Raw genomic sequence first — 12,531 nt, 5'->3', positions numbered from 1 at the left:
AAATAATCTGGCGTAAAAAATTAATGCTGCGCTGTCCAATCTAGCATGGCGTCCAGTACCGTTCTTGCTGTATAAGTATTTAGCGCTTGCTCATTATTGATCAATCCCACTACCACATAATCCTGTCCTGATAAGCCTTTGACATAGCCTGCCATCGAAGTGACATTGTTTAAAGTACCTGTTTTTATCCAAGCTCGACCAATGGCGTTTGATTTTGGTAAACGCTCGCTATGTGTCAAAATGGTGCCACTGACGCCAGCGATACCTAACGAGTTTACATAAGCATTAAAGCTTGGGTGAGCGTAAGCATAAGTCAGCAGCTCGCTTAGATTAGCAGCGCTGATGGTACAATCACGGCATAACCCTGAACCATTGGTCAGATGTGGCGGCGGCGTGCTTAGATGCGTTTGCCACCATTCGTTGATGGTTTGTAAGGCAGCAGGGTAGCTCGTTGTCGCAGGCTTACCAAATTGATATAAGCTGTGCTGACTATTAATAGCTTTATCGACGTTTTTATTAATGGTTGGATTAACGGTTTCATCTTTGGGTTTATGATAAGCGCCTATTGATAGCGCCACTTGTTCAGTCATCACATTATTAGAGAAATGATTGATATCATAAATTTGCTGCGTTAAGTTTAAAGAAGGATAACTAACAATTGGTAAAGGCGACATTGGTAGAGCTGCCAAACCGCGCGCTGATATGGATTTCTTATTCTTATATGGTGTTTCTTGAGCGACAACGTTGCCCGTTAGCGTATTATCCAGTGCTTGCCATTTGGCTTTGATCACGCGAGCCGCAAAATCTTTGGCATCAGGATAAGCGACATAAAAAGCATGGTTGCCGCAGTTATCGGGTAAAGAAGTCTCAAAGGTCAGCTGAGTTTTTTGCCACTGCGGTGCTAAGCTATAACGTGCTTGACCACAGGCAGAGGGGCGTATATTTATCTTACTTGGCAACTTATAATCTGCCAGCTGCGGCGTATAAGTCAGCTGTGCTTGGGCATTATCCAATGGATAGCTTTGGATACCAATAGTACTGAAATTTACCAAAAAACCATCGGGACTGGCGTTATAAGGACGTAAAGGCGCGTTATCAAATGCCGCAGGATCTTTACTGACATGGTTAAAAATAGTGCTATCTACAATGATATCGCCATCGATATGACGGATGCCTGCTGCTTTCACTTTATAGAGCAATTGCTGTAAGCGCTCATGGGTCATTTTTGGGTCGCCACTGCCTTGAATTAACAAATCACCAAGCAATGTATCACCAATGATAATACCAGTATGATAAACACGCGTATGCCAGACAAAGTCAGCGCCCAAGATATCTAAGGCAATAAAACTAGGAACGAGTTTCATCGTGCTGGCGGGCGTACGCGCAATATCAGGCTGATGATTGAGTAATGGTGAAAACGATATTTTTATTGAGGTCTCACTGTCAGCTTTTTTATTGTCGCTGTTATTATTATCTGCGCCATTAGCACTGATATTGTCGTTCTGACGGGAAGAATAATTAGCAGTGTTTAACACGTTTTCTGGCAGTAATGACGGAGTACTCATCAAGCTTTGATGGGTATAAGGATCATCAGTATAAGCGTGTAATTGTCTGTCGTGCTGTCTGATGGTTTGCTTTTCGATGGTTACTAACGCGCTTTGGTAATTGGCTAACGGTTTAGGGCTCTGCTTGTTTTGCACCAGTTTTTGCTTGCTGTTATTGGCATCAGTATTTATCTCGTCTGAGCTTGCAGGCTGCAATTGATGGACCGCCTTTTTACTATCGATAACCTGAATGGCAGAGGGCAAGCGGCTGGCGTTTTTATCTCCCACAGGTGTGATAACGATACTGATGTCTGCTGCGCTTAAATGGGCTCGCGCTAATGTCGTTTCAATCTCTTGCGGTAAGGCAGCGTGCACCTGTAATGGCGCTAAAGAAGGAGCGACAACTAATGCTAATAAAGATAAACGTTGACCGATATTTTTCGGCGTTTGCAAATATTGGCTAATGGCTGTTGTGCGTATAGAAGAATTATGAGTTCTAAGTAGAGTTGGTTTTACTAAGGAGCGCATGAGCAGCCTATCATCAGGTGGCAAAAACAGGCTATGGTAACATGAGTTGCTGTTTTCGCGTAGCTGTAGCATGTAGTTGTAAGCGTGCTTTTATCTTAAAGCCTTGTCTAAATAATGCATTTTAACCATCATATTAGCGCATATGCAAAAATGCCATTGCCGTCATGATGGCGTCATTATAAGCATCGTGGGTGCCAAGCTCAGGAATATTATAATGCGCTAAGATACTATTCAAATGCTGTGCTTGGCTTGAAAGCCCTTGGCTACGACCCATCATACGCCGGCTATAAAGGGGGCGGATATCGATAATCTCATTGGGCAAATGAGTACCCATATAATGCTTTACTAAAGGGTTTAAGAACCCGACGTCTATTTGCGGACAAAACCCCACAAGTGGCCGATTGCCCATAAAAGGCAATAGTAACCCCAGCATCTCATCATAACTCATTGCATGCTCAACATCGGCGGTGCGCAGTCCATGAATGACAATGGTATCGCCCTCAGGCATGACAGGCGGTCTGCAAAGCAGATGCAGCCCATTTCCCGTATCAATCTTATCGCCATTGATATGAATGGCAGCTACTGATAGCAGGTGATGTTTTTTTGGATTGAGTCCGGTCATCTCACAATCAATCGCGACCCACTGTTCAGTGACAGGTGCCGTAAACATTGATGCCAGTTCAGGTCGCTGTAATTGGTTTTTTTGCCAAGCAGTAGACAGCTGTTTTACCCAGTTCATCGTCATCTATCTCCAAGGCTAATCGGTTTAGCTTAACCAAATTCAAGCTGATAATGTCGGCTTAACTGGTCTTTAAAGCTTTTTACTACCGCCAAACACTCTTTTAATAAATCACGCTCAAGGGCAGACAAGGTCGTTGGATTGACTTCTTTTGCATGCTTATTGTCTGTCAATAAAGCAACCGATAGGCGCTGCGCCATAAAGAACTCTAATGCCTCAAGTAAGGTGTCGGCACGCTCTTGGGTTAAGGCCCGCGCTTGAACCAAAGCTTTCAGACGACCTTTGCTGCTAGCATCGGTAAAGAGATCGTTTTCTAACGCCAAGGTACGGATACCATGTACCAATGGAAAGATACCCGCTTTTTTGAGGTCAATAGTATAAGCGCTTGGTTTACCACCTAATAACGGTACTAGCTTTTGCCACCATTGATTGACATCGCCGAACTGTAGCGCTGCTCGTGCAAATTGGCGCACGAACATCAAGTCTGACTGCCTATGGGCCGTCTTTATATGTTCACGAACCTGCGTCAATAGCGTTTCATCACCGCAGACATATTCACCATCAAATATAGCGGATAAATAAATACTGTGCATCGGGTCAGTGTTTTTAAACCATAGACTAATCTGCGCTTTAAACGCTTTTAATGGTTGCCGCCACATGGGATTATTCATCATAATGTTGCCGTCGCATAGCGGATAGCCAAGTTCTGCTAAGTGCTGGTTAAAGGTATCGGCAAATTGTGCCAGCTTAGGGTGGTCATAACCATCACGCATGATGAGCGCATTGTCTTGATCGGTACGCATGATTTGCTCGCCGCGACCCTCTGAGCCCATGACGATAACACAGGTATTCTCCATTACTTCATCAGGAACGATGAGTTGCCAAAGTTTGGTAAATACTTGCGCGTTAAGGGTTTGTACCATGCGACTGACGTTGCCCATTTTGATACCGTTTTGATGCTGAGCACGTATATATCGCCCAATGAGTTCAACTGCGGTCGCCAAACTTGGCAAATCTGTGGCTTGGTTAATTTGAATACTAATCAGCTGAGAATGATGACCAATGTGAGCAAGCATATCGCCTTGTGCAAGCACACCGATGACTTTACCATTAGTATCTATCACTGGTAACCTGTGAATGCGATAGCGAGTCATGGTCAGTAACGCATCACCAATCTCATTATCAGCGTCGATGGTTCGCAGATTAAAACTGGCGTAGTTTTGACAAGGCGTTGTAACAGTGTTTTGTTGGTCGCTGACGGCGCGGCAGATATCATTATCGCTGAGGATACCCAAGGTACGATCGGAGCTATTTTTATCTTGTAAATGTCCTGGTGGGCGTATCAAAACATGCTTCAATCCAGCCTCAGTCATGGTACGTGCTGCTTGATATAGACTATCGTCTGCGTCAACGATATGGACTGGTAGTAAAGTAATATCAATCACCGGCTGTAGCATGATTTGCTGTACTTCCTGAGGGTCGTCATAGCTGGAAGCGTCAAGTTTTTTCCCACCATGCCTCAGCTGTAAAGCTTTTAAACGCTCAGGCAGATTTTCTGATAATAATTGGCGTACGAAATGGTTTTGGGCACCGATTTTATCAATGGTTACCCCATTTACTTGCAGCAATAAAGTATCTTCGACAGCGCGAAACTGATAAGCAGCCGGCTGCGAATCAATGTTTTTATCTTCTTGCAGCCTATCTTCTATGAGCGACTTTGGTGAGCGTCTGCTATCAAACCAATCATTACTATTAAGATGGGCAGTATGGTTGTTGCCCAAATAAGAGGCGACAAAATCACCATCTAACAGCTGCTCGACATGACCTTTAAGCACCACATAGAAGTACTGCAAATCATCCGCTGGTAACATCTCATCTTTGGCAAGATAACGCACTTGGGTATTTTTTTTGATACTTTGGCGTTCAGCGGCATTTAATACATCAAATGGTGGTTGGGTAAAATCAAGATGGGGCATGGCATCATCCTTGATGGCATAAGCAATAAGAGGGATGTAAGTATGATAAATACAGTCAGGGAAAAGTAATATCGATACATCAAGTACTGCTGACATTCATTTTTCTTGCTTGCTGTGCCTACGCAGACAGAGGCTGCAAAAAATTTATATCAGCAGCACTGTAGCGTTTTTGAGATATTTTGACTATATATCATCAAATGGCGGTGCTGTATGATTCGGCTATAAGACTTACTATAGCATTCTTTAACAGAAAACCGCCAATAACCATAATATTATTATGGTTATTGGCGGTTTGTTAAGCTTAATGCGTTTTAAATAGGGATTTTAAGCACCGAGTAATTGACGAATCCGCTTGATTGCCTCGCGACTTTCTTCGACGCTTGCCACCAAAGCAATACGCACATAGCCTTGCCCCGGATTTTCACCATTGACCTCGCGTGATAGGTAACGTCCGGCAAGCGCGTGAATATTGGCATCCTCATAGAGTGCTTTGACAAAACGCTCATCATTACCACCGAATTGCTCAGGCGCTTTTATCCAAAAGTAAAATCCTGCCTCAGGCATACGTAACTCCAGTAATTCTCCAAGCTCCGACATCCAGAGTGCAAACTTTTCTTGATACAGCGCTCGATTGTGCGCCACATGCTTCTCATCTTCCCAAGCGGCGATAGACGCCAGCTGATGAGGTATCGGCATCGCGCAACCTTGATAGGTGCGGTATTGTAAATAAGCCTGCAAGATAGCGGCATCGCCTGCCACAAAGCCTGAGCGCAAACCGGGTAGGTTTGAGCGCTTCGATAAAGAGTGAAACACCAGACAATTTTTGAAATCGTGTCGACCAAGAGCCGCGCAGGCTTGCAGCAAGCCTATTGGCGCTTTATCAAAATACAGCTCGCTATAACACTCGTCGCTGGCAATGATAAAGCCATATTGGTCTGATAGGCGCAACACTTGCTCCCAGTCATCCATCGTCATCACTGAACCGGTTGGGTTGTTTGGGCTACAGACAAATAAGAGCTGTGTACGCGTCCAGACGTCTTTTGGCACACTACGAAAATCACCCTTAAAGCTATTGTCTGAGGTGCAAGGGATAAAATAAGGCGTTGCTTGCGCTAATATCGCCGCCCCTTCATATATCTGATAAAAGGGATTGGGCATAACTACTATAGGCGTAGGAGTAGGCGATTGGTTGAGCGTTGCCGTCTGACTAACAATCTCTGTCTCGTGATTAATCACTGCCTGCACGATACTAAATATTGCCTCACGTGTGCCCATTACTGGCAATACTTGCGTATTAGGGTTGAGGTGATTTAAGAAAAAGCGCTTCTCAAGCCAATGAGCAATGGTTTGACGCAGCTCAAACAGTCCATTTGTGGTCGGATAATGGCTTATTTTGTCCAAGTTTTCGCGTAGTACGTCCAGAACAAAGGCTGGCGGTGCATGTTTTGGCTCACCAATACCCAGTTTGATTTCATCATAGCTATGGGCTGGAGTACTATCAGCCAGTAAAGTGGCCATCTTAGCGAATGGATAAGGGTGTAGGGACGTCAAGTTGTGATTCATAGGCAGGCTAACTATAATAGACAGTTAATAATAAAGTTATAAAGAAAAATTACATTTAAGCAGTGTAGCACTTCTCTTATTTTTTGTCTTTTTCTTCTTATATTTCCTTATAGTGCTTTGTAATGGCTTGGCTAGAGGGTATTTAAGCATTGTTATTTTAACTATATGGCTGTGTAAATAGGTAATGATGTGACTATATCGTAACGCGTTATTATAAAAGCGATGTTATGTCTGTATTACTAAGTAAAGATAAATGCTGGCTTTTCTGACAGCGTATTTTAGGAATAATTTGATATGTCTAGTATGTTAAAAACGGACAGTCTCGATGCTAAGGATATCAATGAAAAATACTTTGATAATCATGAAAGTCTTGACGTTTATAAGCAGTTAAAGCAGCGTGAACAGACTTGGTGGAAATCACGCCAGCAGTTGACACTATTACGAGAACGTCAAATGTTTTGGTTTGGCGATAACAGTTTTATGATGTGGCTGCTCTGGCAATTGGTTAGCTACATAGTCGTTGCTATGGTACTCATGCTGCTTAGCAAGTTGCTAGATATATCGTTACCTCTGTGGCAATACATCGCTTTATTTGTCATACAAACCTTAATTTTTATTGTGATGCTGAGTTTTAAAGACAGACTTGCTAGGCAGTTGCAATATAAGATCAATCAAGCCGATTTGTCGCGTGAAGAGATGCTTAATGAGATGACTATCTTGGCTTCTGATAGCTTGTATCGCGATGTCCACGCCAAAGCCCCTATTAGTTTGAAGCAAATCTACCGATATTATAATGCAGAATTTCGTTTGGCCAGCTTGCACCGCCTCCTACAAAAGGAGGTCGATGCGGGACGCTTGATGTATGGCGACCAAAAGGTGGAAGCCGATATACTGCCTCTAGAGCTTGCCGATGATGCGCTGAAGGAATATGCACGTGGCATCATCTATAAAAGTTTGATATAGAAAATAAGCTAGACTCTATCATTACGGACACTAAGACTGTCTATCAGTGCCGTTTTTAACGTCTTAAGTTTATCAGCGCTCAGTGCTTGATCATTTTGATCGCTGATATAAAACATGTCTTCTGCACGCTCGCCAAGTGTAGTAATACGCGCGGCATGTACCTCAATCTGCTGCTGCAAAAATACTTGTCCAACACGGGCAAGTAAACCTGGCTGATCAAGGGTCTCTAAGCTCATGATGTGCTGACTTGAGGCATCATTGAACTCAAAATTGATCGTCGTTGCTACATCGAAATGTTTGAGCTGGCGTGGAATTCGTTTGTGCGTCAGTTTGGGCGCGGTAGGATTTTTAAAGGCATCAATCAATCGTTGCTTAAGCTCTTGCTGGCTATCGCTATCGACCAGTAAAGTACCGCTACGGTCGAGTAGTACATAAGAATCCAACGCAAAATCACGGGTCGCTGTGATAATACGGGCATCCAATACATCAAGATTCATCTGATCGAATACGGCCATAGTCACCGCAAACAAATTGACCTGATCTTGGGTATAAACAAAAACCTGTACCGCATCAAGCGCTAGTTCTCGATGCTCACGTAGAACGACTAATGGCGGACTATCAGCATTTGACGCTCGACCTATAGGCGGATGATTCAAAATTGCCTCAGTATGCCATAAGATATCTTCTGCAATTTCACGCAAAAAATACTCATCGCCCAAATCATCCCACAATCTCAGCACCTCATCGCGATTCATATGCTGATTGTCGACGTTATCTAGCATCACTAGTGCTTGCTTGCGTGTGGCACTAATCATATCTTGACGATTGGTTGGGGCATCAATATCCGCCCGCAAAATACGGCGCGTTTGCGAATATAGCTGCTTCATAAGTGTCGCACGCCAGCTGTTCCAAAGTTGTGGATTAGTGGCGTTCATATCAGCGACGGTTAAGACATACAGATGATTTAGATGGGTGACGTTACCGACCAAATCTGCAAATAGTGTCACAACCTCTGGGTCTGAGATATCTTTTTTCTGAGCTGTCATTGACATCAGCAGATGATAACGGGTCAACCAGCCAACCAGATTAGCGTCTGCAGTACTCATACCATGAGCCAAACAAAACTCAATCGACTCGATTTCGCCAAGTTGACTATGGTTGCCGCCACGACCTTTGGCAATATCATGAAACATCGCCGCTAATACCAAAATCTCTTTGCGCTCGATGCGCTGAAAGATGGAGCTCACGAGCGGAAAATCTTCATAAAAATGTGGATCCGTAAAACGGTGCAGAATACGAATCAAAAATAAGGTATGGGCATCAACCGTATAACGATGGAACAAGTCATATTGCATCAAACCAGTGACTTGAGCAAAGGCGGGGATATAGTTGCCAAGCACGCCATAGCGATTCATGGTACGCAGGCGATGAAAGAGATAATTCTGCTCTTTTAAATTGGCTAAAAATAAGGTTTGGTGCGTAGGATTGTCGCGATAAGCCTGATCAATACCACGCGCTGCAATTTTTAGCGCGCGCAAAGTATGGGTACGGACATTCTTGATGCCATACTGACCCATAAGTAAAAACATCTCTAAAATCGACTCGGGATGCTGCGCAAATACTCTGTGATGCGCCATTGCGATTTGGTCGCCGACTTGGTTAAAGCGGGCATTGATAGGCTGTTTTTTTGGGCGTTCTTCATCAGGCAACTGCGCCTCGATGATGGTTTCGTAATAGTGATTGGTTAGCATTTCAGACAATGTTGATATTTGCATCGCACAGCGGTAATAATCGCGCATAAAGCGCTCTACCGCAGCATTTGGTTGATCATCTGTCTGGGTATCATAGCCCATCAGTTGAGCAATCTCACGCTGATAATCGAATAACAGCTTGTTTTCATTGCGACCAGTCAGTTCGTGCAGGTAGTGCCGTATCTGCCATAAATAGTTTTCTGAAAAGCTTAATTCATCGAATTCCTTTTCAGTCAAAAAGTTCTGTTGTACCAGGTCATAGAGCTTACTGACCCGAAAATAGCGTTTGGTCACCCAGCCAATAATATGAATATCGCGCAGACCACCAGGGGCGGTTTTTATATTGGGCTCAAGATTATATTCTGTGGCATTGTGCTGTAAATAACGTGCTTTTGCCTCATCGATTTTTACGTCATAAAACGAGCGCGGGGACCATTGATTGTTTACTATTTGGTGCGGGACATTTTGCAAGGCGTCATTGCCTATTAATAGGCGAGCCTCTAATAATGCACTGGCAATAGTATGGTCAAGCGCCGCCTCCAAGCAGTCACTGACGCTGCGTACTGATAACGCAGGCTCAAGTCCAATGTCCCATAAGAGTGCCACCAAGTTATCAATTTTACTACTGGTATCAGCGTCAATATCATGTGGCATCAGTAGCAAAATATCGATATCTGAATGTAGCGATAACTCACCGCGACCATAGCCACCAGTTGCAAACAGTGCCAAATCCGTCTTATCAAGCCCAAAGCATTTAAATAATTCGATCAATAAATCATCAATCACGCAAGCACGCGCGCTAACCAGTTGCCGGATATTGACGCCACGTTCGAGTGCGCGGCTGATATCATCATTTATTTGAAGCAACCATTCAGGAATACCAAATAGCGATTTTTCTACCACGCTCGTGTCTGTTGATAAAGAGGCAGTTGTCATATTGTCTGCTGAAAACAAAGGCATCGGTGTCAAATCAATAGCGGTGACATCACAGTTAAACATGAGATTTATCCAGTTAAAAGTTTGAAGTCTAGTTCAGTAAATAAGGCTCGCTAAAAATAAAAAGCGATCAGTAAGATACAGAAAGTATAAAGATAAAAAACCATCAAGAATAGTGGGGGACAACCATTAATAATAGACGAAAAAAAAGACCGCCTAAGCGATCTTTTATTGTATTACTGAGTCAAAAAACTCAAATCTTCTTCAGGGCGCGTGGTAAATACTTCACAGCCATTGTCCGTTACGACCATGGTATGCTCCCACTGAGCGGATAGCTTGCGATCTTTGGTAATCGCCGTCCATTCATCCGGTAAAATCTTAGTCTGCCATTTGCCTTCGTTAATCATAGGCTCGATGGTAAAAGTCATGCCGGTTTTTAGCTCAAAGCCCGTACCTTTTTGTCCATAGTGCATGACTTGTGGCTCATGGTGGAACTCATTACTGATACCGTGACCACAGAACTCACGCACGATACTAAAACGCTCAGGCTCAACCACTGCTTGGATAGCCGCACCAACATCGCCCAAACGCGCGCCGTTTTTGACCACGCTCATGCCAGCATATAGGGCGTCTTGTGCTACTTTGCAGATACGCTGCGCCATGATAGAGCCATTGCCGACGATCCACATTTTTGAGGTATCACCATAATAGCCATCTTTAATCACGGTCACATCGATATTGATGATGTCGCCGTCTTTTAGCAATTTATTTTCAGATGGAATACCGTGACAAACCACGTGGTTAATCGAGGTACAGATAGATTTTGGAAAACCATTGTAGTTAAGCGGTGCAGGAATAGCTTGTTGCACATTAACGATATAATCATGGGCAATTTGGTTCAGTGCTTCAGTACTGATGCCCACTCTGACGTGCTCATCAAGCATCACAAGGACATCGCTGGCAAGTTTACCAGCCACGCGCATTTTTTCTATGGCTTCAGGAGATTGGATAAGAGATTTTTTAGTCATCATCGTCGTACTTATAGTTATAGAATTTAGGTCATCAATTATAGCATAAACGCACAAGTTGCTGCTTGAATGCAAGTTATTGAATATTTCAATCGTATTGATATTAAATGACTTTATATACGCTAATGTGACTATATAGTCACTAGGATAGAGCTGCTAATGTCAAAAAAAAGTTGAATGTTACAGAATATATAAGTATTGTAATTTTGTTCGCTAAATGATTTAGCAGACCTCTTTATAGCTTTGTGCAGGATGCAAGAGATAAGGCAATATAAAGATAGAATCACGTTTACAATAACAAGGATGTTGTTATGACTCTAAAACCTTCTCTGCGCGCTGTGCTAACGCCGAGCGCATTTTTACCGTCATTAGGTGCCATTGTCACCGGTGCGCTTTTGATGACTATGCAAGCTACCTCTGCTCAGGCAGCTGGACAGTATTATAACTGCGCCAATGCTGACGGCTGCCAGCTCGTAAGTAGTCAATATTTCACCTCAGATTATACCAAAACCAAATACCCAGTAGTACTCGCACATGGTATGGCAGGGTTTACTAAGATGTTCGGCTTGGTTGATTATTTTTATGGTATTCCTGAAACACTCATGAGCGGTGGCAGTCAAGTATATACCACAAAAACCTCCTCTTTTAACAATAGCGAAATTCGTGGCGAGCAGCTTTTACAGAAAATAAAAACCATCAGTGCCATTTCAGGCAGCCCAAAAGTGAACTTATTGGGTCATAGCCAAGGTGGTATTGATATTCGTTATGTCGCTGGCGTGGCACCAGAATATGTTGCTTCTGTCACTGCGATTGGCAGTCCAGAGCAAGGATCAAAAACGGCGGATGCTGTTATGCAAACACTTTCTGAGGATAGCTTGGCTACCCAAGCGGTATCTGTGTTCTTTCAGCTATTCGGTGGCGTTACGGATGTCGGTTCAGGTACGAGCCCGACAGAACTCAACAAACAAGAAGCTTGGAATACAGCTGTCGCCTTATCAACTGATGGTGCTGCCAAGTTTAATGCTAAATTTCCTGCGGCGATGCCGACCAGCTATTGTGGCCAGCCTACTGGCACTGAAGCCAATGGTATCAAGTACTACTCATTTAGTGGTGTTGGGCAAATAACCAATGGTCTTGATCCTAGTGATTATATGCTCGCGCTGACAGGAACAAGTTTTGACAATGATCCAAATGATGGCTTGGTATCTGCCTGCTCAAGCCGACTGGGTTATGTGATTCGAGATGATTATCGTATGAATCACTTAGATTCAGCCAACCAGCTTTTGGGTTTGACCGCATGGGGGCAGCCTGATCCAAAAACCTTGTATCGTGATCAAGTCAATCGCTTGAAAAAAGCCAATTTATAGCGTTTATAGACGAGTTAACAGATTCACAGCTTTTATGATTCATAGCTTTTATAAAAAAAGGGTCAATACTAAAATGACCCTTTTTCTTTATCCATTTTTATTTATCATAAATCTCTACATAAACCGATTGATTAAA

Annotated in this window: 8 protein-coding genes; 2 read left to right on the top strand and 6 right to left on the bottom strand. The window is 43.4% G+C overall.

What is annotated here, in order from left to right; all coding sequences use genetic code 11:
- Positions 1-20: 20 nt before the first annotated feature.
- The 4 genes from OEG80_RS10445 to dapC form a co-directional block, all read right to left on the bottom strand.
- On the bottom strand, positions 21-2,072 hold the full coding sequence (locus OEG80_RS10445) for a D-alanyl-D-alanine carboxypeptidase/D-alanyl-D-alanine-endopeptidase (protein WP_263240726.1): 2,052 nt from the start codon (positions 2,070-2,072) through the stop codon (positions 21-23).
- A 133-nt stretch (positions 2,073-2,205) separates the two neighbouring features.
- The gene (locus OEG80_RS10440) at positions 2,206-2,817 is read right to left on the bottom strand and encodes a 3'-5' exonuclease (RefSeq protein ID WP_263240725.1); all 612 of its coding nucleotides are present in this window, start codon (positions 2,815-2,817) and stop codon (positions 2,206-2,208) included.
- A gap of 26 nt (positions 2,818-2,843) precedes the next feature.
- The gene (locus OEG80_RS10435; protein ID WP_263242513.1) at positions 2,844-4,787 is read right to left on the bottom strand and encodes a DUF294 nucleotidyltransferase-like domain-containing protein; all 1,944 of its coding nucleotides are present in this window, start codon (positions 4,785-4,787) and stop codon (positions 2,844-2,846) included.
- Positions 4,788-5,111: 324 nt separating this feature from the next.
- A complete protein-coding gene (dapC, locus tag OEG80_RS10430) occupies positions 5,112-6,350 on the bottom strand; it encodes a succinyldiaminopimelate transaminase (protein WP_263240724.1) in 1,239 nt (412 codons plus the stop codon).
- A 294-nt stretch (positions 6,351-6,644) separates the two neighbouring features.
- Between dapC and OEG80_RS10425 the strand changes: the two genes are divergently transcribed.
- Positions 6,645-7,313: a hypothetical protein gene (locus OEG80_RS10425; protein ID WP_263240722.1), complete on the top strand. Its 669-nt coding sequence runs from the start codon at positions 6,645-6,647 to the stop codon at positions 7,311-7,313.
- Positions 7,314-7,321: 8 nt separating this feature from the next.
- Here the strand turns inward: OEG80_RS10425 and glnD are convergent, their stop codons facing one another.
- Positions 7,322-10,063, bottom strand: coding sequence for a [protein-PII] uridylyltransferase (glnD, locus tag OEG80_RS10420; RefSeq protein WP_133105457.1), 2,742 nt, complete (start codon positions 10,061-10,063; stop codon positions 7,322-7,324).
- Positions 10,064-10,236: 173 nt separating this feature from the next.
- Positions 10,237-11,028, bottom strand: coding sequence for a type I methionyl aminopeptidase (map, locus tag OEG80_RS10415; RefSeq protein ID WP_379607884.1), 792 nt, complete (start codon positions 11,026-11,028; stop codon positions 10,237-10,239).
- A 311-nt stretch (positions 11,029-11,339) separates the two neighbouring features.
- Here map and OEG80_RS10410 point away from each other — a divergent pair, with 311 nt between their 5' ends.
- The gene (locus tag OEG80_RS10410; RefSeq protein ID WP_263240721.1) at positions 11,340-12,395 is read left to right on the top strand and encodes a lipase family alpha/beta hydrolase; all 1,056 of its coding nucleotides are present in this window, start codon (positions 11,340-11,342) and stop codon (positions 12,393-12,395) included.
- Positions 12,396-12,531: the final 136 nt, after the last annotated feature.

Origin of the sequence: Psychrobacter sp. SC65A.3 (assembly GCF_025642195.1) — a bacterium.
Classification (GTDB): Bacteria; Pseudomonadota; Gammaproteobacteria; order Pseudomonadales; family Moraxellaceae; genus Psychrobacter; species Psychrobacter cryohalolentis.
Note: the sequence above shows the minus strand (reverse complement) of the source record. Positions and strands in the feature narration are given on the sequence as shown.